At 58.9% G+C, this 26,569-nt stretch carries 19 protein-coding genes and 1 pseudogene; 13 read left to right on the forward strand and 7 right to left on the reverse strand.

The window, feature by feature from the left end; translation table 11 throughout:
• The 5 genes from cadC to lysS all read left to right on the forward strand — a co-directional run.
• A partial coding sequence (cadC, locus tag BHE81_RS03670) for a lysine decarboxylation/transport transcriptional activator CadC (protein WP_149888785.1) occupies positions 1 to 1,190 on the forward strand: 1,190 nt, incomplete at its 5' end.
• Positions 1,191 to 1,555: 365 nt separating this feature from the next.
• A complete protein-coding gene (cadB, locus tag BHE81_RS03675) occupies positions 1,556 to 2,890 on the forward strand; it encodes a cadaverine/lysine antiporter (protein ID WP_002892484.1) in 1,335 nt (444 codons plus the stop codon).
• A gap of 82 nt (positions 2,891 to 2,972) precedes the next feature.
• Entirely contained in the window at positions 2,973 to 5,120 is a 2,148-nt protein-coding gene (cadA, locus tag BHE81_RS03680) for a lysine decarboxylase CadA (protein ID WP_002892486.1), read from the forward strand.
• Positions 5,121 to 5,179: 59 nt separating this feature from the next.
• A complete protein-coding gene (dtpD, locus tag BHE81_RS03685) occupies positions 5,180 to 6,655 on the forward strand; it encodes a dipeptide permease DtpD (RefSeq protein WP_004151795.1) in 1,476 nt (491 codons plus the stop codon).
• Between the two features lie 331 nt (positions 6,656 to 6,986).
• Positions 6,987 to 8,504: a lysine--tRNA ligase gene (gene lysS, locus BHE81_RS03690; RefSeq protein WP_023342957.1), complete on the forward strand. Its 1,518-nt coding sequence runs from the start codon at positions 6,987 to 6,989 to the stop codon at positions 8,502 to 8,504.
• Between the two features lie 76 nt (positions 8,505 to 8,580).
• On the opposite strand, the gene BHE81_RS03695 is transcribed toward lysS, so the two are convergent.
• Positions 8,581 to 9,006, reverse strand: coding sequence for a hypothetical protein (locus tag BHE81_RS03695; RefSeq protein ID WP_023342956.1), 426 nt, complete (start codon positions 9,004 to 9,006; stop codon positions 8,581 to 8,583).
• A 571-nt stretch (positions 9,007 to 9,577) separates the two neighbouring features.
• On the opposite strand from BHE81_RS03695, the gene iolE reads away from it, so the two are divergent.
• Genes iolE through BHE81_RS03710 form a run of 3 tightly spaced genes read left to right on the forward strand, consistent with a single transcriptional unit; the run spans position 9,578 to position 12,708 of the window.
• Positions 9,578 to 10,498: a myo-inosose-2 dehydratase gene (iolE, locus tag BHE81_RS03700; protein WP_016946539.1), complete on the forward strand. Its 921-nt coding sequence runs from the start codon at positions 9,578 to 9,580 to the stop codon at positions 10,496 to 10,498.
• The gene (locus tag BHE81_RS03705) at positions 10,495 to 11,667 is read left to right on the forward strand and encodes a Gfo/Idh/MocA family protein (RefSeq protein ID WP_004142667.1); all 1,173 of its coding nucleotides are present in this window, start codon (positions 10,495 to 10,497) and stop codon (positions 11,665 to 11,667) included. Before iolE ends, BHE81_RS03705 begins: the two co-directional genes overlap by 4 nt.
• A gap of 9 nt (positions 11,668 to 11,676) precedes the next feature.
• Entirely contained in the window at positions 11,677 to 12,708 is a 1,032-nt protein-coding gene (locus BHE81_RS03710; protein ID WP_021463030.1) for a Gfo/Idh/MocA family protein, read from the forward strand.
• Between the two features lie 384 nt (positions 12,709 to 13,092).
• Here the strand turns inward: BHE81_RS03710 and BHE81_RS03715 are convergent, their stop codons facing one another.
• Positions 13,093 to 14,100 carry a Gfo/Idh/MocA family oxidoreductase gene (locus tag BHE81_RS03715; RefSeq protein ID WP_149888784.1) on the reverse strand — a complete coding sequence of 336 codons (1,008 nt, stop codon included), beginning with the start codon at positions 14,098 to 14,100 and terminating at the stop codon, positions 13,093 to 13,095.
• Between the two features lie 101 nt (positions 14,101 to 14,201).
• On the opposite strand from BHE81_RS03715, the gene BHE81_RS03720 reads away from it, so the two are divergent.
• The 5 genes and pseudogenes from BHE81_RS03720 (at position 14,202) to BHE81_RS03740 (ending at position 19,926) form a co-directional block, all read left to right on the forward strand.
• Positions 14,202 to 15,221, forward strand: a complete 1,020-nt coding sequence (locus BHE81_RS03720) for a LacI family DNA-binding transcriptional regulator (protein ID WP_004191476.1) — start codon at positions 14,202 to 14,204, stop codon at positions 15,219 to 15,221.
• Between the two features lie 429 nt (positions 15,222 to 15,650).
• Positions 15,651 to 16,574, forward strand: a complete 924-nt coding sequence (locus tag BHE81_RS03725) for a sugar ABC transporter substrate-binding protein (RefSeq protein ID WP_002892597.1) — start codon at positions 15,651 to 15,653, stop codon at positions 16,572 to 16,574.
• A gap of 32 nt (positions 16,575 to 16,606) precedes the next feature.
• The gene (locus BHE81_RS03730) at positions 16,607 to 18,091 is read left to right on the forward strand and encodes a sugar ABC transporter ATP-binding protein (RefSeq protein ID WP_004142660.1); all 1,485 of its coding nucleotides are present in this window, start codon (positions 16,607 to 16,609) and stop codon (positions 18,089 to 18,091) included.
• 19 nt (positions 18,092 to 18,110) lie between these two features.
• Entirely contained in the window at positions 18,111 to 19,133 is a 1,023-nt protein-coding gene (locus tag BHE81_RS03735) for an ABC transporter permease (protein WP_004152946.1), read from the forward strand.
• 183 nt (positions 19,134 to 19,316) lie between these two features.
• Positions 19,317 to 19,926: pseudogene (locus tag BHE81_RS03740) on the forward strand (hypothetical protein).
• Between the two features lie 47 nt (positions 19,927 to 19,973).
• On the opposite strand, the gene BHE81_RS03745 reads toward BHE81_RS03740, so the two are convergent.
• From BHE81_RS03745 to BHE81_RS03765, 5 genes are all read right to left on the reverse strand, one after another.
• A complete protein-coding gene (locus tag BHE81_RS03745) occupies positions 19,974 to 20,984 on the reverse strand; it encodes a LacI family DNA-binding transcriptional regulator (RefSeq protein WP_014907957.1) in 1,011 nt (336 codons plus the stop codon).
• A gap of 23 nt (positions 20,985 to 21,007) precedes the next feature.
• Positions 21,008 to 22,408, reverse strand: a complete 1,401-nt coding sequence (locus BHE81_RS03750) for a sucrose-6-phosphate hydrolase (RefSeq protein WP_023286115.1) — start codon at positions 22,406 to 22,408, stop codon at positions 21,008 to 21,010.
• Positions 22,408 to 23,778 carry a sucrose-specific PTS transporter subunit IIBC gene (locus BHE81_RS03755; RefSeq protein WP_023342954.1) on the reverse strand — a complete coding sequence of 457 codons (1,371 nt, stop codon included), beginning with the start codon at positions 23,776 to 23,778 and terminating at the stop codon, positions 22,408 to 22,410. The genes BHE81_RS03750 and BHE81_RS03755 overlap by 1 nt, the downstream gene beginning before the upstream one ends.
• A gap of 104 nt (positions 23,779 to 23,882) precedes the next feature.
• Complete coding sequence (locus BHE81_RS03760; protein WP_004147437.1) at positions 23,883 to 25,400, reverse strand: carbohydrate porin; 1,518 nt, start codon at positions 25,398 to 25,400, stop codon at positions 23,883 to 23,885.
• Between the two features lie 164 nt (positions 25,401 to 25,564).
• A complete protein-coding gene (locus BHE81_RS03765) occupies positions 25,565 to 26,488 on the reverse strand; it encodes an aminoimidazole riboside kinase (RefSeq protein ID WP_023342953.1) in 924 nt (307 codons plus the stop codon).
• Positions 26,489 to 26,569 lie beyond the last annotated feature (81 nt).

A 26,569-nucleotide genomic window follows, 5' to 3' on the forward strand; every position in this document is an offset into this window, starting at 1 on the left:
CCGCCTTTCCGGCGCCGCCGGCCGCCGGTGCGCCATCCGACGTCTCTGTCCCTCTCCCTGATGCCGCCGCGCCGCCACCGGCTCCTACCGTGGCCAGCGCGCCGTCAGGCCGCAAGCGCCTCACTACCGCCCTGGTGTGGGGGCTGTTCCTGTTGGCGCTGGGCACCTGCGTGGCGCTGGTGGCGCTGTCGAGCATGGAATCGCGGCCGCCGGTCAACAAGGCGCGTCTGCTGCTCAATCCGCGCGATATCGATATCCACCTGGTGAATGGCAACTCCTGCGCTAACTGGTCGTCGCAGCACTCCTACGCCGTTGGACTGGCCAGCCTGATCACCACCTCGCTGAACACCTTCTCGACCTTTATGGTGCATGACAAAACGGGCTACAACATCAATGAACCAAGCAGTTCCGGCAAAACGCTGACCATTGAGTTCGTTAATCAGCGCCATTATCGGGCGCAGCAGTGCTTTATGTCGGTCCAGCTGGTGGACAACGCCGACAGCTCGACGATGCTGGATAAGCGCTACTTTGTGACCAACGATAACCAGCTGACCATCCAGAACGATCTGATGAACAGCCTGTCGGATGCCCTGGCGCAGCCGTGGCCGGCGCGAATGCAGGCGATGCTCAGGCAATATCAGCCCTCGCAAAGCGTGGCGTTAACCTATTTCTACCAGTCGCATCAGCTGTTAATGAAGGGCGACGTCGATTCATTAAGTAAGGCCAGTAGCCTGCTGGATGATGTGATTAAGCGGGCGCCGGATTTTATTTACGCCTATGCCGAAAAAACGCTGGTGGATGTATTGCGCCATTCGCAACAGCCGCTGGACGATAAACAGCTGGCCGCCCTCTACAGTGAAGTCGAGCGGGTAGGGGCGATGCCGGGTATAAAAGACATGGCGATTTATTATCAAATAAAAGCGGTGGATTCATTGGGGAAGGGCAAAGTCGACGAAGCAAATACCGCAATTAATAGTGCGATTGATTTAGAGATGTCATGGCTAAATTATGTGCTGTTAGGCAAAGTCTATGAGATGAAAGGTGAGAACCGTCTGGCTGCCGATTCTTACATCACGGCGTTTAATTTACGTCCTGGCGAAGATACCCTGTACTGGATTGAAAATGGGGTTTTCCAGACGTCGGTTAACCGAGTCGTTCCATATCTCGACAACTTTCTCTCTTCAGAATAAGTAAACCCTCATCATGTGCAAGGTTTTGGGCATGGTGAGGTTAAATTTATGTTTCTCATGAAGCCTCTTGTTGTTATTTTTATTTAGCATTCGGGAGGCTTTAAATAACAGCCAGATAACACGTTCTCCTTCTTCTAACTCACTGTAATACAACGATGTTTATCTTTTTCTGACACCCTGTTGTCATGTTTATATGTTAAGCGAAAAAGGTCAAAATATCATTTGTCTGATGTTTGTTTTTATATCACTTTATCTTTAGGACTTATCTCGTACAAATCAGTAATCTTGTTGGCAGTTGGTCGGGTCAATTAATGGTTCTGTATCATGATCTGTACCTCCCAAATAAACTTAGGAGAAAAACAACCATGAGTTCTGCCAAGAAGATCGGGCTATTTGCCTGTACCGGTGTCGTCGCCGGTAATATGATGGGGAGCGGGATTGCATTATTACCTGCGAACCTGGCCAGCATCGGTGGTATTGCCATTTGGGGCTGGGTGATTTCAATTATTGGTGCGATGTCTCTGGCTTATGTTTATGCCCGACTGGCCACTAAAAACCCGCAGCAGGGCGGTCCTATTGCCTACGCTGGCGAAATATCTCCGGCATTCGGTTTCCAGACCGGTGTCCTTTATTATCATGCAAACTGGATTGGTAACCTGGCCATCGGGATTACCGCAGTTTCTTATCTCTCTACGTTCTTCCCAATTTTAAATAACCCGGTGCCAGCAGGTATTGCCTGTATTGCCATCGTGTGGATCTTTACTTTCGTTAATATGCTCGGCGGGACCTGGGTCAGCCGTCTGACCACTATTGGTCTGGTACTGGTGCTTATTCCGGTAGTCATGACCGCGGTCGTCGGCTGGCACTGGTTTGATGTCGCTACCTATCAGGCGAACTGGAATACCTCCAGCACCACCGATAGCCACGCGGTTATTAAAAGTATCCTGCTCTGCCTGTGGGCCTTCGTTGGCGTAGAATCCGCCGCCGTGAGTACCGGGATGGTGAAAAACCCGAAACGTACCGTGCCGCTGGCTACCATGCTGGGCACTGCGATGGCCGGTATCGTCTACATCGCCGCGACTCAGGTTATCGCCGGTATGTATCCTGCTTCTCAGATGGCCGCGTCCGGTGCGCCGTTCGCAATTAGCGCCTCTACCATCCTCGGCGGCTGGGCTGCACCGATGGTATCCGCTTTCACCGCCTTTGCCTGCCTGACTTCTCTGGGCTCGTGGATGATGCTGGTTGGCCAGGCCGGTGTACGTGCCGCCAACGACGGTAACTTCCCGAAAGTGTATGGCGAAGTTGATAACAACGGTATTCCGAAAAAAGGCCTGCTGCTGGCCGCAGTGAAAATGACCGCGCTGATGGTGCTGATTACCCTGATGAACTCCGCCGGTGGTAAAGCCTCTGACCTGTTCGGCGAACTGACCGGTATCGCGGTACTGCTGACCATGCTGCCTTACTTCTACTCCTGTGTTGACCTGATTCGTTTCGAAGGCATCAACATCCGTAACTTCGTTAGCCTGATTTGTTCGGTACTGGGTTGCGTGTTCTGCTTCATCGCGCTGATGGGCGCAAGCTCCTTCGAACTGGCCGGCACTTTCATCGTTAGCCTGATTATCCTGATGTTCTACGGTCGCAAAATGCACCAGCGCCAGAACAACGCATCGGATAACAACACCACCGCTAACGCGCACTAATCAGCAACCCGTTTTCCTGAGGCTCCTTCCATCACCTGTCATCACGCGACGGGAGGGGCTTTCTACATCTGGAGATTTGACTATGAACGTTATTGCAATCATGAATCACATGGGGGTTTACTTCAAAGAAGAACCCATCCGTGAACTGCATCGTGCTCTCGAACGCCTGGACTTCCGTATTGTCTACCCGAACGACCGTGACGACTTATTAAAACTTATTGAAAACAACTCTCGTCTGTGCGGCGTGATCTTCGACTGGGATAAATACAATCTCGAACTGTGCGAAGAAATCAGCAAAATGAACGAGTACATGCCGCTGTATGCGTTCGCTAACACCTACTCCACTCTGGACGTTAGCCTGAACGATCTGCGCATGCAGGTTCGCTTCTTCGAATATGCGCTGGGCGCTGCGGAAGATATCGCGAACAAAATCAAACAGAACACTGACGAATACATCGACACCATTCTGCCGCCGCTGACCAAAGCGCTGTTCAAATATGTCCGTGAAGGTAAATATACCTTCTGTACCCCAGGCCACATGGGCGGTACCGCGTTCCAGAAAAGCCCGGTAGGCAGCATCTTCTACGATTTCTTTGGCTCCAACACCATGAAATCCGATATCTCCATTTCGGTTTCTGAACTGGGTTCCCTGCTGGACCACAGCGGCCCGCACAAAGAAGCGGAAGAGTATATCGCTCGCGTGTTTAACGCAGAACGCAGCTACATGGTGACCAACGGTACTTCTACCGCTAACAAAATCGTCGGCATGTACTCCGCGCCGGCCGGCAGCACCGTGCTGATTGACCGTAACTGCCACAAATCGCTGACTCACCTGATGATGATGAGCGACATTACGCCGATCTACTTCCGTCCGACCCGTAACGCCTACGGTATCCTCGGCGGTATTCCGCAGAGCGAATTCCAGCACGCGACTATCGCCAAGCGTGTGAAAGAGACGCCGAACGCGACCTGGCCGGTACACGCGGTTATCACCAACTCGACTTACGATGGTCTGCTGTATAACACCGACTTCATCAAGAAAACCCTGGATGTGAAATCCATCCACTTTGACTCCGCGTGGGTGCCTTACACCAACTTCTCGCCGATCTATGAAGGCAAATGCGGGATGAGCGGCGGCCGCGTCGAAGGGAAAGTGATTTATGAAACCCAGTCCACGCACAAACTGCTGGCGGCGTTCTCCCAGGCGTCGATGATCCACGTGAAAGGCGACGTAAACGAAGAGACCTTCAACGAAGCCTACATGATGCACACCACCACCTCTCCACACTACGGGATCGTGGCCTCCACCGAAACCGCGGCGGCGATGATGAAGGGGAACGCTGGTAAGCGTCTGATCGACGGCTCTATTGAACGTTCCATCAAGTTCCGTAAAGAGATCAAACGTCTGAAAGGTGAGTCTGACGGCTGGTTCTTCGACGTCTGGCAGCCGGAGCATATCGATGGTCCTGAATGCTGGCCGCTGCGTTCCGACAGCGCATGGCATGGTTTCAAAAACATCGATAATGAACACATGTACCTCGACCCGATCAAAGTCACGCTGCTGACTCCGGGGATGAAGAAAGACGGCACCATGGATGACTTCGGTATTCCGGCAAGCATCGTGGCGAAATACCTCGACGAACACGGCATCGTGGTAGAGAAAACCGGTCCGTACAACCTGCTGTTCCTGTTCAGTATCGGTATCGATAAGACTAAAGCGCTGAGCCTGCTGCGTGCGCTGACCGACTTCAAACGCGCGTTCGACCTGAACCTGCGGGTGAAAAACATGCTGCCGTCGCTGTACCGTGAAGATCCTGAATTCTATGAAAACATGCGTATTCAGGACCTCGCGCAGAACATTCACAAACTGATTGAGCATCACAACCTGCCGGATCTGATGTTCCGCGCGTTTGAAGTGCTGCCATCGATGGTGATGACCCCGTATGCCGCGTTCCAGAAAGAGCTGCACGGTCAGACGGAAGAAGTGTATCTCGAAGAGATGGTCGGCCGCGTCAACGCCAACATGATCCTGCCGTATCCTCCGGGAGTGCCGCTGGTGATGCCGGGTGAGATGATCACCGAAGAGAGCCGTCCGGTGCTGGAGTTCCTGCAGATGCTGTGCGAAATCGGCGCCCACTATCCAGGCTTCGAAACCGATATCCACGGCGCCTATCGTCAGGCGGATGGTCGTTACACCGTTAAAGTGCTGAAAGAAGAGAATAACAAGTAATAGACGCACACCAGGGAAGTGGCTTGCCACTTCCCTTTTTCACGCTGCAAGGAGAACACATGAAAACACCCTCACAGCCGCGCGCGATTTACTACATCGTTGCGATCCAGATCTGGGAGTACTTCAGCTTTTACGGCATGCGCGCCTTACTCATCCTTTACCTTACCCACCAGCTTGGCTTCGACGACAGCCACGCCATCAGCCTGTTCAGCGCTTACGCATCTCTGGTTTACGTTACCCCTATTCTCGGCGGCTGGCTTGCCGACCGCCTGCTCGGCAACCGCACGGCGGTAATTGCCGGGGCGCTGTTGATGACCCTCGGCCATGTGGTGCTGGGCGTTGAGTCGACCTCCGCATGGAGTTTGTACGTCGCGCTGGCGATCATCATCTGCGGCTACGGCCTGTTTAAATCCAATATCAGCTGCCTGCTCGGCGAACTGTACGCTCACGACGACCCGCGTCGCGACGGCGGTTTCTCGCTGCTGTACGCCGCCGGCAACGTCGGCTCGATTGCCGCGCCCATCGCCTGCGGACTGGCGGCGCAGTGGTACGGCTGGCATATCGGCTTCGCCCTTGCGGGGATCGGTATGTTTATCGGCCTGATGATTTTCTTAAGCGGCAGCCGCCACTTCCGGCATACCCGCGGCGTCGATAAACCGGCGCTGCGGGCGGTTAAGTTTGTGCTGCCGACCTGGGGCTGGCTGCTGGTGATGCTCTGCCTGGCGCCGGTATTTTTCACTCTACTGCTGCAAAACAACTGGTCCGGCTATCTGCTGGCGATCGTCTGCCTGTTCGCCGCCCAGATGGTGGCGCGGATCATGATCAAAGCCCCGGAGCATCGACGCGCGCTGTGGCAGATCGTCCTGCTGATGCTCGCCGGAACGCTGTTCTGGGTGCTGGCGCAGCAGGGCGGGAGCTCGATTAGCCTGTTTATCGACCACTTCGTCAATCGTCGTCTGCTGAACTGGGACGTGCCGACCGCGCTGTTCCAGTCAGTTAACGCGATAGCGGTGATGGCGGCCGGCGTGGTGCTGGCGTGGCTGATGCGCCCGGAAGGCAGCGTGCGTTCTGTGCTGCGCGTCTGGCTGAAATTTTCTTTCGGCCTGCTGCTGATGGGCGGCGGCTTTATGCTGCTGGCGCTCAATGCCCGCCATGGCGCGGCTGACGGTCAGGCCTCAATGGGCATGATGGTCGCCGGGCTGGCGATGATGGGCTTTGCCGAACTGTTTATCGACCCGGTGGCGATGGCGCAAATCACCCGTCTGAACATGCCCGGCGTCACCGGCGTATTGACCGGCATTTATATGCTGGCCACCGGCGCGGTGGCCAACTGGCTGGCGGGCGTGGTCGCCCAGCAAACCACCGAATCGCAAATCAGCGATACGGCGATTGCCGCCTATCAGCATTTCTTCGCGCAGATGGGCGAATGGACCCTCGGCTGCGTGGCGGTGATGGTCATTATCGCCTTTGCCGCGGCCTGTAGCGTTGGCAAACGTCGTGCGGCTGCCGGTGAAATTACCGGCGGCGGCGCCTGACGCTCGTCCCGGCTCGTGGCGTAAACACCTTGTCCGGGCCGCGATTCGTAGCCCCGGTAAGCGCAGCGCGACCGGGGGCATTACCTCAACAGCGGAGCGCGAAGTCGCTCCTTGCACAGCTTAGTGAACAGGAGGAGGATATTCTGGCATGCGCGGAGGCCAACGATAAAAAATACCGTTACTGAAGCCATAGCTGAGTGAGATCAGCTTGGAGTGAATCCAGGATCGTTAAGATTGTGCTCTGGTGTCTTCCCAGAGACAGGCCGCGCGGAAGGGTGACCTGGTTCAATTTATCGAAGCTAGTTTGAAAGCAAGGTTATGAGGAATCCATATGTCTGAACAACAAGCACAAGGTGCCGATGAGGCCATTGACCTTAATAATGAACTGAAAGCTCGTCGCGAAAAACTGGCTGCGCTGCGTGAGCAGGGCGTAGCTTTCCCCAACGATTTCCGTCGCGATCATACCTCTGACCAATTGCATGCTGAATTCGATGCGAAGGACAACGATGAACTCGCTTCCCTGAACGTTGAAGTTGCGGTGGCTGGTCGGATGATGACCCGTCGCGTGATGGGCAAAGCCTCCTTCGTCACCCTCCAGGACGTCGGCGGCCGCATTCAGCTGTACGCGGCGCGCGATGACCTGCCGGAAGGCGTCTACAACGAACAGTTTAAGAAATGGGACCTCGGCGATATCATCGCCGCCCGCGGCAAGCTGTTCAAAACGCAAACCGGCGAACTCTCGATCCACTGCACCGAGCTGCGCCTGCTGACCAAAGCCCTGCGCCCGCTGCCGGATAAATTTCACGGCCTGCAGGATCAGGAAGTTCGCTATCGCCAGCGCTATCTGGATCTGATCGCCAACGAAGAGTCGCGTCATACGTTCCGTATCCGTTCGCAGATCCTCGCCACCATGCGCCAGTTCATGGTGGCCCGCGGCTTTATGGAAGTCGAAACGCCGATGATGCAGGTGATCCCTGGCGGTGCGTCAGCCCGTCCGTTCATTACCCATCACAACGCCCTGGATCTCGATATGTACCTGCGCATCGCGCCGGAACTGTATCTGAAACGTCTGGTGGTTGGCGGTTTTGAACGCGTGTTTGAAATCAACCGTAACTTCCGCAACGAAGGGATCTCGGTACGCCATAACCCAGAGTTCACCATGATGGAACTGTATATGGCGTATGCGGACTACAAAGACCTGATCGAACTGACCGAGTCGCTGTTCCGCACCCTGGCGCAGACGGTGCTGGGCAAAACCGAAGTGCCGTATGGCGACCAGGTGTTTGATTTCGGCAAGCCGTTTGAAAAACTGACCATGCGGGAAGCGATCAAGAAACACCGTCCGGAAACCAACATGGCGGATCTGGATAACTTCGACGCGGCGAAAGCGCTGGCGGAATCTATCGGTATTCAGGTAGAGAAAAGCTGGGGGCTGGGACGCATAGTTACCGAAATCTTTGACGAAGTGGCGGAAGCGCATCTGATTCAGCCGACCTTCATCACCGAATACCCGGCGGAAGTTTCTCCGCTGGCGCGCCGTAACGACGTCAACCCGGAAATCACTGACCGCTTTGAATTCTTCATCGGCGGCCGCGAAATCGGTAACGGTTTCAGCGAGCTGAACGATGCCGAAGACCAGGCGCAGCGCTTCCAGGATCAGGTGAACGCCAAAGCGGCGGGCGATGACGAAGCGATGTTCTACGACGAAGACTACGTGACCGCCCTCGAGTACGGCCTGCCGCCGACTGCGGGTCTGGGTATTGGTATCGACCGCATGGTGATGCTGTTTACCAACAGCCATACCATCCGCGACGTGATCCTCTTCCCGGCCATGCGTCCGCAGAAGTAATCCGTTGCACTCCCTCCCGGCCTGCGCCGGGAGGTTCTGTCTGCATTATCCCCGGCCTGTCGGCAGAGCGATGTTATTACAGGACTTTTTGCAACGTGCCGCGCTGGCTGCCGTTTGCCCATACGCCGTTAAAGGCGTCGTTCAGCGTAAAGGCTGAGCTTTTCACCCGGAAGGTCAGTTTACCCTGGCTGGCTTTCGCCGCCTCAACCAGATGGCCGCGGGTTTTCACCGTTTTAGCGGTGACGGTAATCTCATCAATTTTATCGCCATACTCCGTATAAACATACCAGGTGCCTACCCAGGGGGCGAAGCCGCTGCTGGCGTGCTGCGCGGCGGCGGCATTCTCGGCTTTGGTTTTATGAATATCGCAGGTGGTCCCATCGGTCATCTGCGTGCAGCCGGAACGTTCAAGCTGTTCCCGGTATTTCGCGCTAATGGCGTGGGCCGGCGCGGCGGCGACCAGCGCCAGGGTCAGGGTGGTGAAAAGCCAGGTCTTATTCATCTTATTGTTTCTCATCGCGATAGCAGCGTGCCGGGCCATAGAGAGGGATACACGTTGTTGTATTCTCCCGTTGGCGTCAGAATAAAATAACCCAACCAGTCCTGATAAGTAATTAGCAAGAGGCTCTGGGGTTATTTATTAGTAAAACATCAAAGTTTCATGCTTATTTCGCAAGCCAACCTTCCCACTGCTTGTCATATTATTGCAGAGAGAATGTTAATTATTTGATGTTTTAAAAGCGGCTATGTGTCATTCAGGCAAATAACAGCAGGCCTGTCCTTGGCGCACGGCAAAAGCCCGCGCTGGTGCGGTGTTGAGTTTTTTTCATATTGCTATCATCATATTTCGAATGAAAGGGATAACCTCTGAAGCGGGTTATTAAGCCAGTAATTTTTATCCGCAAAATAAGCCGGCGGCAAGCATTATTTCCATTTATTTTTCAGGGTTACCTGAAATAGCGAATATACCGCCAGCGCAATGATGGATTTCCATCATTTCTCCGTTTTCATCGTCGGTCGTCACCTGCTTATAGTGACGCCAGACAAGACCACAGGGTGGAAAGGAGAACAAGATGGCGACAGAGCAACTGCGGTGGGGCGTGAGCCCCCTGTGCTGGACCAACGATGTACTCGAGGATTTAGGCGGTGATATTCCCCTGGATACCTGCCTGCGCGAGGCGCGGGAGGCGGGCTATCAGGGCATTGAGTTAGGACGGAAATTTCCCCGCCAGGCAGCAACCCTGGGCTCGATGCTGGCGGCGGCTGACCTGCGCCTGGCGTCCGGCTGGTACAGCGGCATGCTGGCCGACCGCAGCGTGGAAGCGGAGCTGGAGGCGGTGCGGGAGCACGCCCAGCTCCTCCGGCAGCTCGGCGCGAAGGTGATGGTTTACGGCGAGTGCGGGCAACTGCCAGGTGAAACCCCGCTTGATGAGCCTATTTCGCTCTCGCCGCCGTTAAGCCGCGTCAGCCTGGCGGCGTATTGCCACAAGCTGAATACCTTTGCCGACCTGCTGCTGCGCGACTATGACCTCCAGCTGGCCTATCACCATCATCTGATGATGCTGGTGGAGCACGATGACGAGCTGGAGCGGTTTCTGTCTCACACCCATGACAACGTCGGGCTGGCGTTTGATACCGGGCACGCCTTTGTCGCCGGGGTCGAGATCCCGCGCGTACTGCACAAATATGGCCACCGTATCCGCCATCTGCATCTGAAAGACGTGCGTCCGCAGGTGCTGGGGCGTCTGTATCGTGAAAACCTGAGCTTTAACGAGGCGGTGCGCGCCGGGCTGTTTACCATCCCAGGCGACGGCTGCATCGACTATGCGCCGATCCTCGACTTTGTACGGGACAGCGACTACCGCGGCTGGCTGATTATCGAAGCCGAGCAGGACCCGGCGATGGCGCCGCCGCTGGCCACCGCCAGCCGCGCCTATGCCTGGCTGGCGCACCATTTATCTTCCCCTTCATCGTCAGAGGAGTACGCATCATGAGCGCGCGGTTAAATATCGGCCTTATCGGCTCAGGTTTTATGGGGCAGGCACACGCTGACGCTTACCGTCGCGCGGCGATGTTCTATCCCGATCTGCCCAAGCGCCCGCATCTCTACGCGCTGGCGGATCAGGATCAGGCGATGGCCGAACGCCATGCGGCGAAACTGGGGGCGGAAAAGGCCTACGGCGACTGGCGCGAGCTGGTAAACGATCCGCAGGTTGATGTGGTGGATATCACCTCGCCGAACCATCTGCACTACACAATGGCGATGGCGGCGATCGCGGCGGGTAAACATGTCTATTGCGAGAAGCCGCTGGCGGTCAATGAGCAGCAGGCGCAGGAGATGGCGCAGGCGGCACGGCGCGCGGGGGTGAAGACCATGGTGGCCTTTAACAACATCAAAACGCCGGCGGCGCTGCTGGCAAAGCAGATTATCGCCCGGGGCGATATTGGCGAACCGGTGCGCTTTCGCGGCACCTTTGATCAGGGGTTTTATAACGACCCGAACCTGCCCTGGTCCTGGCGCTGCTCGAAAACCCTCGGCGGCAGCGGGGCGCTTGGCGACCTCGGCGCCCATACCCTGTCCGTCGCCCAGTTTTTGCTGGGCGGGATCCGTGAAGTGACCGCCAGCGCGCAAACCTGCCTGCGCCAGCGTCCGGTGCCGCAGACCGATGCCGGGTATGCCAGCCGGGTCGCGGCCGATGCCGAGTGGCGGGAAGTGGAAAATGACGATCAGGTTCAGTGCCTGGTCAATTTCGACAGCGGCGCCGCGGGGGTGATTGAGGCCTCGCGCATCGCCGCCGGGCGGATCTTCGGCGTGTTCTGGGAGGTCTCCGGCACCGAAGGCACGCTGTATATGGACGGGGAGCGCTTTAACGAGCTGCAGGTCTATCGCTTCAACGATGATAAACATGACCGCGGCTTTAAGACGCTGTATGCCGGGAGCCAGATCCCGGCCTATGCCGGCTTCTTCGGCTTCGATTTTGGCGGCGGCGGGCTGGGCTATTTTGACGTCAAGGTGATCGAAGTGCATGACCTGGTGCAGGGGATTTGCGGGGAGGGCGACTGCTATCCCAACTTTGAATTTGGTTTGCAGAATCAGCGCGTGCTGTCGGCGATTGAAGCCTCGATGGCCAGCCGTCGCTGGGTGAACGTGGTTAAAGACTAAGGAGCCGCTATGTTTCCGTCACACTTACCAACCCCGCGCCGCCCGGCGGCGCAGAGCATTCCCATCCTGCGCTGGGGCATTATCGGTCCTGGCTGGATCGCCGAGCGCTTTGTGCACTCATTGAAAACCTACAGCCGGCAGCAGGTGGTGGCCGTGGCTTCCCGCAGCCAGGCGAAGGCCGACCGGGTGGCCGCGGAATGGGGGATCCCCCAGGCTTACGGCCAGGTGGAGGAGATGCTGGCGCGTCCGGATATTGATGCGGTGTATATTGCGACGCCGCACAACCATCACTTTCCCGACGGCATGCAGGCGCTGAAGGCGGGTAAACACGTGCTGATTGAGAAGCCCTTCGCCCTCAACCTCGGCGAAGGGCGTGAGCTGCAGGCCGAAGCCGCCCGCCAGGAGAAGCTGGCGCTGGAGGCAATGTGGTGCGATTACGCGCCGAAATATGATGTGATCCGCCAGCTGCTGGAGGATGGGGCGCTCGGCGACCTGCATACCCTGCTGGCCGATCACGGCGAGTATTTCACCCGCGACCACCGCATCTTCAATGCCGATCTTGCCGGCGGGCCGATGATGGATCTCGGCAGCTATGTGACCTCGTTTGCGCTGATGGTGGGCGGCATGCCGCAGGAGATTGTCGCCCGCGGCAGCGACACGGCGGAGGGGCTGAACGGTCAGACGTCGATGCTGTTCGGCTGGCAGAACGGGATGCAGGGGTTGTTAAACACCACTTTGTTCAGCAACACGCCGGGCGGGGCGGTGGTGGCCGGACGCCAGGCGACCCTGACGATCGACGGCCAGTTTTACGCCCCCGGCGGCTTCACGCTCGCCGCCAGCCAGGGCGGGCAGGTGCTGCGCTGGGAAGAGCCGCGCAATCGCTACGACCAGCTGTTCTGGCAGGCGGAGCATTTTGCCTGGTGCATCGGACAGGGGTTGCAGGACTCGCCGCTGCGGCCGCTCAGTCGGGTGCTGCAGAATCTGCAGGTGATGGATGAGGTGCGGCGCCAGGTGGGCGCGGTGTTTAACGAAGAACGTTAAGGAGCCGGCCGGGCATTGGTTTGCAGATAGCGCGAGCGTATCTGCCATTGCCCGGCAAAAGGACGCGTACGATGCCTGATGTCTGTTGCCCGGCGGCGCTGCGCTTGCGCGGGCCTGGGATATCAATGCAACCGTTTGATATTAAATCAGATTAGTGCCTGTGTTATGTAGGCCGGGCAAGGCGTTGCCGCCGCCCGGCATAAAAGCGGCTCCGCGCCCGCTGTCCTTGCCCGGCGGCGCTGCGCTTGCACGGGCCTACGATTTTACTGCAACCGTTTGATAGCACAATGTATTAATGCCTGTGTTATGTAGGCCGGGCAAGGCATCGCCGCCGCCCGGCATAAAGGCTGGTACAGCGCCTGATAGCGGTTGCCTCGCACCCGCTCAGCGACAGTCGTCGACGGCGACAAACTGTCCATGCTGCAGGGACTGAACCGCCGCTTCGGCAATGGCCTGCGCCTGCAGGCCGTCCAGCAGGCCGGGCAGGTCGGCGACGGTTTCACCATTCAGGGAGCGAATAAAGGCGTCAAGATGCTGGTAATAAGATCCCTGTACCCGGCTGAACCAGTCTGGCCACAGGCCCGGCTCAATGCGCTGATTGCCGCGCCACAGGGTAGGGCCCGCCGGCGACTGGCTACCGGACTCCAGCGCGTCTTCGGCGCCCAGCAGGGTGATCCGTTCATCGTACCCGTGGCCGGTGCGGCGGGTATTGTCCAGCTGCGCCAGCGCACCGCCGCGCATCTGCATCATCAGGATGGAGGTGTCGACATCGCCAAATTCGGCAATGTCCGGCAGGGCCAGCGCCGCGCCCATCGCTGCTACGGTGCGCACTTCATCGCCAGTGAGAAAGCGCAGGAGATCGAAGAAGTGGATCGCCTGATCGCGCATCTGGCCGCCGGAGCTGCGCAGATAGTCGAGCGGCGGCATGCTGGAGGCGCGGCAGACCATCTGCACCAGCTCGACCCGGCCGATCAGCCCTTGCTCCAGCTGGCGGCGGAGCTGCTGATGGCTGCTGTCGAAGCGCCGGTTAAAGCCGACAGTGACCGGCACGTTCAGGGGGAGCACCCGCTCCACCACCTCACGGGCGCGCGCCAGGGAGAGGTCGATCGGTTTTTCACAATAGACCGCCTTGCCCGCCCGGGCGGCGGCTTCCAGCAGTTCGGCATGCGACGGGGTTGAACTGGCGATCAGCACCGCGTCGATGGCGTCGCTATGGATCGCCTCGCTCACGGTCACCGCCCGGGCGCCATAGCGGGCGGCCAGCGCCTGGGCGCGCTCCGGGGCGGCATCGGCCACCATCGTCAGCGCACTTCCTTCATGACGGGCAAGACTGGCGGCATGAACCTGACCGATAAAACCACTGCCTACCAGGGCAAAACGTTTGCAGATCATTTTTTTCTCCAGAATGGCGAGGGGACGCTGCCACCATAATCGGTTTGCTAAACTCACTGACACTGCCGTTTTGATGGATTTCCATCATGAAGAGAGGGGCGATGAAAAACATTTCACTGGCGATGCTGGCCAGACAGATTGGCGTCGGCGTGGCCACCGTTGACCGGGTGCTGAACGAGCGCGGCGGCGTATCGCCGCAGACCACGCGCAAAGTGCTGCAGGCGGCGCGCGAGGCGGGACTGAAGCGGATCCTGCCGGAGGAGCACCGCTTTCCCTGGCAGATTGAGGTCTTTCTCAGCAGCAATGACTCGTTCTTCTTTCCGCAGCTGGCGCAGGATTTTGCCGCCGTGGCGGATAGCCTCGGCTATCGCCGTCTGACCTTGCACCGCACCTTTGTCCCGGAGTCGCAGCCGACGACGCTGGCCCGGCGCATTGCGCGCAGTTGCCAGCAACGTCAGGGGATCATCGTCTTCGGCAATGACCATCCCGCGGTGCATGACGCGCTGCGCCGCTGCCGGGAGGCTGGCGTCCCGGCGATCACCCTGGCGACGGACCTGCCCGGCGCCGACCGACTCTGCCACGTGGGGATCAATCAGCTGCAGGCTGGCCGCACGGCGGGGTTAATGCTGGGGAGAATGACGCCGCGGCCCGGCGAGGTGCTGATGGTCAGCGGCCGGCAAGATTACAGCGCGCATCGCCTGCGCATTCAGGGGTTCCGCGAGGTGCTGAGCCAGCGCTTTCCCCACCTGCAGCTCAGCGACGTGCTGGCGGGCGAGGAGCGGCGGGAGCAGATCACCCGCCTGGTGGAGCAAGCCCTGTGCCGCAGCCGGAATATTGTTGGGATCTATAACACCGGGCTTGGCAATACCCAGATTGCCGAGGCGCTGGCCCGCCACCGCCGCGAAGGCGACGTCTGCTGGATCACCCATGAGCGTTACAACACCACCCGGCAGCAGCTGGCGAAGGGCAGCCTGGCGTTAACGCTCGATCAGAACACCCGCCAGCACGCCCAGCTGGCGATCGACCTGATGCTGCGCCATCTGGAGTCCGGCTACCAGCCGCAAACCTATGCCGACGGTAAAGTCGACTTTATCCTCTACAGCGCCGAGAACGTGGACTAAGGCGTGCGGCGCCTCCCTTCCTGACAACACGGATTTCCCCGGCGGGTAAATGCCAACCCCGCCGGGAGAGATCGCTTCAAAGCGTTGTCTGCTTCTCATTTTTCGCTCATTTATGCGGCAATGTTAGATGTCTGTCAAAATTCTGTTACTGCATGGTTTTAAAATTTTCATTTCAGTTATTTACTTATAAAAGTTTCAAATGTCTTGTTAATGAAATAAATGGTCTGAAATCCAGGTTGCGGCGTAAATGGACTGATGTTTCAAAATAGTGATGATAAAACAGCCGTTATTTGTGATTTAGATCACGATGGAGTGCGAGAGGTGCCGCAGCGTCGTCGATATACCAGCAGACATTTGTCGCAACGTAACTGAAATTAATTTTTCATTTTGTTTCATTCACCGGCGTACCTACAAAATCAAGGATCAACTATGAATATTAAGAAAACGATTGTTGCCTCTTTGTTAGCCTGCATGCTGCCTGCGGTGGTTATGGCAAAAGATGTCTCCATTGGCGTCTCGATGGCGCTGTTTGACGATAACTTCCTGACGATCCTGCGTACCTCGATGCAAAAAGAGATGAAAAAAGATGGCGTTAAATCGCAGATCGAGGACGCGAAAGGGGATGTCTCCCAGCAGCTGCAGCAGGTACAGAACTTTATCGGCCAGGGGGTGGACGCCATTATCGTCAACCCGGTGGATACCAACGCGGTGAAACCGATCATGGATCAGGCCACCAAAGCCGGGATCCCGCTGGTGTTTGTGAACCGCCGTCCGCAGGCGGAGCTGACCGACAAGATGGCCTATGTGGGATCGGACTCCATTCTCGCCGGCCGTCTGCAGATGGAAGCGCTGGCGAAAGCGATGAACGGTAAGGGCAATGTGGCGATCCTGCTCGGCGACCTGGCGAATGAATCCACTCGCGACCGCACCAAAGGGGTGGAAGAGGTGGTAGCGAAATACCCGAACATCAAAATCGTCCAGAAGCAGACCGCGAAATTTACCCGCAATGACGCAGTGGATGTGGTCAGCAACTGGATGACCAGCGGTGAGGATATCCAGGCCATCGCCTCCAACAACGATGAAATGGCGATCGGCGCCCTGCAGGCGCTGGGCAAAAACCCGAACCATATTCTCATCGCCGGCGTGGATGGCACCCCGGATGCCCTGCAGATGCTGAAGAGCGGCAAGATGATCGCCACCATCTTCCAGGATGCGAAAGGCCAGGGTGAAGGCGCAGTCGACGCGGCCATCAAGCTGGCGAACGGCGAGAAAGTGGAAAAAATCATCGACGTGCCGTATCAGCTGATCACCAAAGAGAACATGGCTGAATTTACCAACCGTAATCAGAAATAGTCCTGGCCAACCTGTGGTACGGAGGTGGATGTATGAACGCTTTTGCCCTTGAAGCCGAAGGTATCAGTAAGTTCTTCCCCGGCGTGAAGGCGCTCGATAATGTCTCATTGCGCGTGCGTCCGGGAACGGTGCATGCCCTGATGGGCGAGAACGGCGCCGGTAAATCCACGCTGATGAAATGCCTGATCGGTATCTATCGCCCCGATAAAGGGTCGATTCGCGTGAAAGGGGAGCCGGTGGAGTTTACCGACACCATGGATGCGCTGCGCTCGGGGATCTCGATGATCCACCAGGAGCTCAATCTGGTGCCGCATATGACGGTGGCGGAGAATATCTGGCTGGGGCGCGAGCCGATGAAGTACGGCTTTGTCGACCATGGCCAGCTGACCCGCCAGACCCAGGCGCTGCTGGATAAGCTCAATATCCGCTTAACCGCTGACCGGCTGGTGGGCGACCTGAGCATCGCCGCCCAGCAGATGGTGGAGATTGCCAAAGCGGTCTCATGGAACGCGGATATCGTGATCATGGATGAGCCCACCTCGGCGCTGACCGAAGGCGAGGTGGCTCACCTGTTCACCATCATCCGCGACCTGCGCGCCCAGGGTAAAGCGATCATCTATATCAGCCACAAAATGGATGAGATCTTTGCCATCACCGATGAGATCAGCGTCTTTCGCGACGGCACCTGGGTGGGGAGCAAAAACACCACCGAATTTACCCGGCAGTCGCTGATCACCCAGATGGTGGGCCGCGAATTAACCCAGCTGTTTCCGAAATTTAATAACACCATCGGCGAAGAGGTGCTGACGGTGCGCAACCTGACGCGTCAGGGCGTGTTCCATGACGTCAGCTTTAGCGTACGCCGTGGCGAAATCCTGGGCGTGGCCGGTCTGGTGGGCGCCGGGCGCAGCGAGGTGATGGAAAGCCTGTTCGGTATGGAGCGCTTCGACAGCGGCGAAGTGCTGATCGACGGAGCGCCGGTGACCATCGATTCCCCCTCCGTGGCGATTGAAAAGGGGATGGCATTATTAACCGAAGACCGGAAAAAGTCGGGCCTGTTTCTGGTGCTGTCGGTGCTGGAAAATATGAGTATCGTCAAAATGCCGGAATATATCGGCAAGAGCGGTTTTGTCCAGCACGTGAAAATGGCCGAAGACTGCATGGAGCAAATACGCCGGCTCAATATTAAAACGCCGACGATGGATCAAATTATTAATAACCTCAGCGGGGGGAATCAGCAAAAAGTCCTGATTGCGCGCTGGCTGTTAGCGCAACCGAAAATCTTAATTCTCGATGAGCCGACCCGCGGTATCGACGTCGGGGCGAAGGCGGAGATTTATCATCTTATCAGTGAACTGGCGAATCGGGGGGTGGCGGTGATTATGGTCTCCTCTGAACTGCCGGAAATCCTTGGCATGAGCGATCGGGTCATGGTGATGCATGAAGGTCGTATCACCGGCATCCTGGAAAAAGACGAAGCCGACCAGGAAACCATTTTGTCGTTGGCATCCCATTGAGGCACAGAGAATGAGTAATATGAAATTAACGGCGGCTCCGGCCAGCGAGGGTTCCTCCTTCTTCGCTAATTTGCGGCATAAAATGCCGAAAGATACCGGCATCTTTGTGGTGATGCTGGTGATCGCCCTGACCTTTGAAATCGCCGGCTGGTATGTTCGCGACCAGTCGTTCCTGCTCAATACCAACCGGCTGGTGCTGATTGTGCTGCAGGTGGCGATTATCGGCATCATCGCCGTCGGCGTCACCCAGGTGATCATCACCACCGGGATTGACCTCTCCTCCGGCTCGGTTATTGCCCTTGCGGCGGTGGTGGCGGCCAGCCTGGCGCAAACCTCCGATAGCCTGTCGCCAATGTTCCCGGCGCTGGTCAACCTGCCGGCGGTGATCCCCATTTGCGCGGGGATCGGCGTCGGCCTGCTGTGCGGCCTGACCAATGGTTTCCTGGTGACGCGGACCGGTATCCCGCCGTTTATCGCCACCCTCGGGATGATGGTTTCGGCGCGCGGTCTGGCGCAGTATTACACTCAGGGCAACCCGATCAGCTTCCTCTCCGACAGCTTTACGGCGATAGGCCAGGGAGCGATGCCGGTGATTATCTTCTTCGTGATCGCCGCCGTGTTTCACATTGCGCTGAAGCATACCCGGTATGGCAAATATGTGTATGCCATCGGCGGCAACATGACCTCGGCCAAAGTGTCCGGCATCAATGTGAATAAATATCTGGTGATCGTCTACACCATCGCCGGGGCGCTCTCCGGGCTGGCGGGGGTGGTGCTGGCGGCGCGCGTCAGTAGCGGCCAGTCGAGCATGGGGATGTCCTACGAGCTGGACGCGATTGCCGCCGCGGTGATCGGCGGCAGCAGCTTAATGGGCGGAGTGGGGCGCATTACCGGCACCCTGATTGGTGCGATGATCCTTGGCCTGATCAAAAGCGGTTTTACCTTTGTCGGCGTCGATGCCTATGTGCAGGATATTATTAAAGGCATCATTATCGTTGCGGCGGTAACCATCGATATGCGTCGCAACCGGAAAAAACACTAATCTTATCAACGAGCGGCAACGGCGAAGGATGCCGTTGCCGCCCGTCCTGTCCAGAAATAAACAAAATACTCCCCGCCAGGCTCCGCCTGTCTGTTTTGCCCGCGCTGCGCATCCTGTACAGTTTCGCCACTTCCGTTGTCCATTCGTCAGGGGCCACGCGTGGCCTGCGGTTTCTGGAGTCGTATGAATACACCATCCTTTGGCAAATTCTCGCCGCGCTGGCTAGCGGGAAAAAGGGGCCTTATCGTCACGCTGCTCGCGGGGCTGGCGATCCTGGCGCTCGGTCGGGGCATGAATTTGCCGGCCAGAGAGGTTTACCGTGAGAGGCAGATCCGCCAGCTGGAGGAGGATGCGCAGTGGGTGGCGGAACGCCTTGAGCGGCGGATGAACATTCCGGCGCCGCAGCGGGAAGCGACCTGGCCGCTGGCGGCGATGCGCGCCGCTCTCCAGACCCTCGCCCAGGAGCGGCATTATCAGCTGCTGCTGGTGAATGGCGACGGGCATCTGCTGGCGGCATCGCACGCGCTGCCGGCCAGCGTGCTGGCCCAGGTGCAGGCGCAGTTCCCGCGAGAGATGCAGCCCCCGCTGTTCGGCAGCCACTACCAGACCATTCAGCCATTCGCCCCGCATCAAAGGATGTTAAGCCGGGCGCTGAACGGCAACGCGGGGCTGGCGGGCTGGAATCTGGTGATGCTGGCGCCGGATGGTGGATTGCCCTCGTTGCTGGTGGCTTACCGCTGGCCGGTGACTATCGGCCTTGGCGCGGTGCTCGCCAGCGCGCTGCTGGCGCTGAGGCAGGCGGCGCGCGCCAGGCGAAAACGCTAATTGCCAACCGCGCCGTCAGGGATGGCGAATCTGCAGGGTGGCGGGCAGGTAGCGCTGAAGCGGCTCCGGGGCCTGACCGTCGATCAGCTGGCTGAGCAGATCGTAGCAGTGCCAGGCCAGCTGACGATTATCCTGCTGCACGGTATCAATGCGCAGGGAAAGCGAATCATACAGATAGTGATCGTCGAAGCTGGCGAGATGAATATTGGAATCCAGCAGATGATGCTGGCTCATATAGCGCAGCACCCCTTCGAGCAGCCCGCAGGCCGCGGTGAAGAGCGCCTTCGGCGGACGCCCCAGCCGCGCGCAGAGCGCCGCGAACATCTCATAGCCGGAGCTGGGGTGGTAGTTGCCGTTGATCACCCACTCAGGGCGCAGCGTGATCCCCGCCTGGGCCAGGCCCTGGGTGAACCCCGCCAGCCGGTCGCGCGACGGCGACAGCCGCGGCTGGCCGCCGAGAAACCAGAACTCGTCCGCATGCTGAGGCGCGATACGGGAGATCAGCTCGGCCGTTGGGGTGACCGAGTCGGTCATCACCAGCGGCAGGGCGCTGTCGCTGGGGGAGCGGTCAAACAGCACCACCGGCAGCTGTTCGCTAAGTTTCTGATAGTCGGCATCGCTGTGCATACAAGAGGCGACAATCAGGCCGTCGACCTGGCGGGCGATCATGTTATTGACCACCACGCTCTCCTGGCCTGGGTTTTCGTCGGTGCAGGAGATAAGCAGCTGCACGCCGGCTTCCCGGCAGAGCGTCTCAAGCTCGTGGGAGAAAACGGCAAACCCGTAGTTGGTGATCTCCGGCACCACCAGACCAATGGTATGGCTGCGGTTATCGCGCAGCGAGCGCGCGTGAATGCTCGGCTGATAGTGCTGTTCGCGAGCGATCGCCAGTACGCGCTCGCGCGTCTCCTGCGCCACGCGCAGCTCTTTACCACGACCGTTGAGTACCAGGCTGGCGGTCGCTTTGGAGACGCCCGCCAGTTCGGCGATATCTTTGATAGTTACGCGTTTGGTTTTCATCAGCACCCGGGAGCCTGAAAGCAAAACGCTTATTCTACCATGCATGGCCGCAGCAGCCAGCGGCAGAATGCCACCGGCGTCGCACCGCTGAAGATGAGCTGCCCCGGATAGCCCGGGAAGAAGCGGCTGCTCATCACCCCTTCGCCATCGTTGATGAAAATCTCCACGCTGGAGCGGTCGATAAAGATCCGCAGGCGTCGCGCCTCGCCGCGCCAGTAGCGGTGATGCATCTCCGCCGTCTGCAGGCCGCGGCGCGACAGACGCAGACCGTCGCGATTGACGGTGAGCTGCAGGGCGCCGGCAAAGTCCAGCCCCAGCGTGCTGTCGGGGGAAAGGTCAAAGGTCAGCTCCATCGGGGCGAGGGGCAGGGTCTGTCCGCACCAGCCCTGAGCTTCCTCGCGCAGAGCGGCCAGCTCGCGCAGCGGACGCTGATACAGAGTGCCAGCCTGCCACTCCAGCTCACGCACGCAAGTCATCTGATGGATCCAGCCCTGCGCGCGGGTGGGCTGATGCATCTCGTCCCCGTCGGGGACGCCCATCCAGCCGACCAGCAGGCGGCGGCCATCGTCGGCCTGCATGGTCTGCGGCGCGTAGAACTCAAATCCGCTGTCCAGCTCGTGCAGCGGGCCGTGGTCGAAGATCCCGCGTTCGGCGTCGAAGCGGCCTGCCATCCACACCGCCGGATAGGTATTGAGAAAGCGCTGCGCTTCGCGGGCCAGCCCCTGCGGGCAGCAGATCAGCAGGTGGGTGTCCGCCAGCGGAAAGAGATCCGGGCACTCCCACATGTAGCCGGCGTTCGCCAGGCCGTTCACGTCGTGCCCGGCGATCTCGCCCACCAGGCGCCACTCCCGCAGGTCGCTGGCGGTAAACAGCAGCACTTTGCCGCGCTGTTGCACATCCTGCGCCCCAAGAACCATGTACCAGCGCCCGTCCTGCCGCCACACTTTAGGGTCGCGCACATGGCCGGTATAGCCTTCTGGCAGCGGCAGCACCGGCCCCAGCTTGCGGAAGGTGCCATCGGCATTCTCGGTCGCCAGACATTGCCAGGCGGTGCGCCCGCCGTCGGGGAATTTCACGTTGCCGGTGTAGCACAGAGTCAGGGCGCCCTCGAACTCGACCGCGCTGCCAGAGTAGCAGCCGTTGCGGTCATACTCTTCATCCGGCATCAGGGCGATAGGTTCGTGCCGCCAGTGCAGCAGATCGGCAGAGCTCCAGTGTCCCCAGCACTTATAGGTATGGTCGCAGGCGAGCGGGTTCCACTGATAAAACAGGTGGTAACGCCCGGCGACCTGGCAAAAGCCGTTAGGATCGTTCAGCAGTCCGTTGACCGGCGCCAGATGCCATTGCGGATAATGGCTGTCGGCCAGCGCCTGCGGCTGGCCCTGCATAACGGCCTGCAGGATCGCAGGCAGGCGTGACGGTAATGACATTATTCAGCGTCCGTTTTGTATTTCAGCGTCAGAGAGAGCGCGAAGGCCACGGCGAAGGCGATCGCCATTCCGATAATGTAGTTCAGCAGCGAGCTGGCCTGCACGATAGCCATCCCCGGGATCGCCGTCAGGCCCACCGCGGTCATGTAGACGTGCATCGACACCACCCAGGCGCCGCCGGCGGCACCGCCTACCAGCGCGGCGATGAACGGTTTCACAAAGCGCAGGTTAATCCCGAAGATTGCCGCCTCGGTGATCCCCAGCATCGCCGAAAACGCCGACGGCAGGGTGATGGCTTTTATTTTGGCATCTTTGGTTTTAAACCACACCGCAAAGCAGGCGCCGGCCTGGGCGACGTTGGCCATCGCCCAGATCGGCAGCAGGAAGTTGACGCCAATCGATGGGTTGCCCAGCAGTCCGGCCTCGATGGCATGGAAGCTGTGATGGATACCGGTAATAACGATCACCGAATAGAGGCCGCCGAACAGCAGGCCCGCCAGCCAGCCGGCGTGGCTGATAAGCGTGCTGAGGATAAACGAAATGCCGTCGCCGAGCGCGCGACCGGCCGGGCCGATCAGCAGCAGGGCGATAAAGCCGGAGATAATCACCGTCAGGAACGGAGTGAGGATCAGGTCCAGCGCGTCAGGGATCACGCGGCGCAGCCGCTTCTCGACCATGCTCATAAACCACACCGCCAGCAGCACCGGGAAGACGGTGCCCTGGTAGCCGATCATCGCCACTTCGATGCCGAAGAAATTCATGGTGTGGAAGCCGGCGGCGACGCCCCAGGCGTTGGTCAGCGCCGGATGGGTGAGGATCCCGCCGAGGGTCGCGCCCAGATAGGGGTTACCGCCAAATTCGCGGGCGGCGGTAAAGCCGATCAGGATCGGCAGAATGATAAACGCCGCCGAACTGCACATATCCAGCATGATATAGAGAGCGTTGCTCGGGTCGACCCAACCGTAGGTTTTCACCATCCCCAGCAGGCCCATCAGCAGGCCGGAGGCGACGATGGCCGGAATAATCGGCACGAAGATGTTGGACAGCAGGCGGGCGATGCGCTGGAACGGGTTCAGCTTTTTCGCCGCCAGGTCGGCGGCTTCGGATTTGCTCGATTCGCTGATGCCTGCGGCCTGGATAAAGGCGGCATAGACTTTATTGACCACCCCGGTGCCGAAGATGATCTGCATCTGTCCGGCATTGCGAAAGCAGCCTTTCACCCCGTCGATTTTGCCAATCGCCTGCTGATCGGCGAGCGCGTCGTCGACCAGCACCAGCCGCAGGCGGGTGGCGCAGTGCGCGGCGCTGGCGATATTTTCCTTGCCGCCCAGCAGGGGAAGCAGTGAGCGGGAAATCTGTTCAAAATCCATAGTACCCTCTAAATGCATGATGATATGGCGTGGGCGGCGCCAGCCGTGGCAGGCGCCGCGAACCTTATATTTATGTGTTATTTACCCTGTCGCCCCGGTGGCCGTCAGAACCAGGTCTCCATTTGCATACCGAACGACCATTCGCCGCCCGATTTGAATCCGTTGCTGCCTAACGCGTCATCGTTGGCGTAGTTGTCCAGTTTTTTGCTCCAGTCCATCCACGATGTATAGAAGCGGATCTCCGGCCGCGAGAAGAAGTCGCCGATGCTGCCCACCTTGAAGGTCGGGGCGAAGGTCAGCTTGTAGAAGCTGCCATTGACCGCATGGCGATCGTTGTAGCCTTCAGGCTGCAGATCCATGTACTGATAGCTGCCCTCCCAGGCGAGGGCGAAGTTCTGCGTCACTTCCTGAATCAGACGCAGGTTGAGGGTGGCCCACTGATAGCTGTCGCCATCGACATAACGATCTTTACTGCTCTGCGCCAGCACGGCCGGGGCAATAAACCAGCGATCGCTCAGCGGCGTAGTGCCATAGCTGGCGAAGCGCCAGGTATTGGCCCCCGGGCGCAGCGCGCCGTCGGAGCCGATGCCTTTAACCTCGGCGCCCAGCCCGTGGCCGTACAGCAGGGCCGTTTTGCTGGTCCCGTCGCGCAGGCCATAGAAGCTCTCATTGTGCAGGCCCAGCAGGGCATGAACCCCGGTGTTAGCGGCATCGCCTTTCACCAGATTGCCGTTCGCGTCCTGGCGGTCGTCATTATCTTTCGCCCGCATCCCGCTGACCATCATCTGCACCGGGCCGGCAAAGTTATTCATGCTGACGATATAGTTCTGCACGCTGTTGCTGCTGTCGGCGATATCGCCAAAGTTGCGGCCGTATAACGAGAAGTTGCTGCGCAGGCTGTCGTTCCATTTCACGTCGTAGATCCCGCCGCCGGTCCCGGCGAGGAACACCACATCCGAGTCAATCCAGTGGATGTCGAAGTTGTCGCGGTCAAAGCGTTTCCCGGCCCACAGGGTCGAGCCTTTGAACGGGCCTTCGAAGGTCGGCAGATTGCCCAGCTCGACGAACGCCTGGCGTACGTTCAGGTCGCTGCTGCTTGCCGTCCAGTCGTTATAGGTGGTCTGTCCGTCGGCCACCATCACTTTGAAACGGGTGGTCGCCCCGTTGTCCAGGGTCTGTTTATGTTCGAGGTTCATTTCCACATAGGTGTCGGCCTGGTTGCCCAGGCGACCAATGGCGCCGCCGGTCTCCCCGGCGGGGGTCATATAAGCGCCGGATTTGGTACTGGCGGCCGAGTCGTTCATGATCACCCCGGAACGCGCATAGCCGTGGAACTCAAAGCCGCCGGGCCGTTCGGCTTTTTCTTCCAGTTGAGTGGTGCGCCTGGCCACCTGCTGGGTGGTGGCCTGGGTTTGCTGCTGCTGCTGGGTTAACTGCTGAACTTTCTGCTCCGCTGAGGCGGCGCGGCTTTCGGCAGTGCTGGCGCGGGTCTCGGCGTCCTGCAGGCGTTTTTCCAGGGCGGCGAGACGCGCTTCAATGCTGTTCAGGTCTGTCTGCCCATGGGCGGCGGCGGTGCCGGTTAGCAAAGCAATAAGAATGGCTAACTTCCGTTTTTTATACATGTTGGTGACATCCAAAGGTAAATCAGTGAGTGTGCTAATGTTTGCTAAACCGGTTTAGTTGATATGGTAAACATGTCGGTAACGCGGTGAAAATAAAAATTGCTAAACCGGTTTAAGAATTGTGATGTCGCCAGCAAAGTGGGCCGTTAACCGGCCCAAGGGGATCACAGCGAGCGCTGAAGATCGTCCTTGTAGGGCAGGGCGGTCATGGCGCCTTTGGCGGTGGTGGCCAGCGCGCCGCAGGTTTGCGCCAGCGCGAGGTCGGGAGCCAGGGCTGCGAGGTTGTCCGGGATACCGTGGGCGGCGAGGCCGGCGAGTAGCCCGGCGACAAAGGCATCGCCGGCGCCGGTGGTATCGACGGCCACCACCGGGCGGGCAGGGAAGTGGCTAACCTGCCCGCGCAGGGCGGCCTGGACCCCCGCTTTACCCTGGGTCACCAGCAGTAGCGTCGGCTGGAAGCGGGCGTTCAGCCGGGCGATGCCGCTGACGATGTCGTCGCTGCCGCTGATAAACGCCAGCTCCTCTTCCGAAAGTTTTATGGCGTCGGCGAGGGCCAGCGCCCGGTCGAGACAGTCGCGAAGGTCCTGCGGATCCTGCCACAGGTCGCTGCGGATATTGGGGTCGAAGCTGACATAGCCCCCGGCGCGCTTTATCGCCTCCATCGCCGCGAATGTCGTGCTGCGGCTCGGCTCCGCGCTGAGAGCGATGGAGCAGACGTGCAGCCACTGACCGGCGGCAAACGGCGGGAGATCCTCGGGCTGAAGGAACAGGTCGGCGCTCGGACGGACCATAAAGGTAAAGGTGCGCTCCCCGTGGCTATCGAGATCGACCACCACCGTGGAGGTGCGCTGCGCCGCATCGAGGCGCATATAGTTCACATCCACTTGCTCCTGCGCCAGGGTGTGAAGCATAAAACGGCCGAAGGGATCGTCGCCGACGCGGCCGATAAACCCGCTGTCACCGCCGAGCCGCGCCACACCGACCGCCACGTTGGCCGGCGCGCCGCCGGGGCATTGCAGCAGGCGGCCCTCTCCATCGGGCAGGAGATCGACGACCGCATCGCCGAGTACCCAGATTTTTCCATTCATACGACAAGCTCCTCTAAGCTAAACTTTATTAAACCGGTTTAGCTCATTAAAGCACAGCCCACCGGTAAGCGGAACGATTGG

Source organism: Klebsiella sp. AqSCr (assembly GCF_008452795.1).
Taxonomy (GTDB): domain Bacteria; phylum Pseudomonadota; class Gammaproteobacteria; order Enterobacterales; family Enterobacteriaceae; genus Klebsiella; species Klebsiella pneumoniae.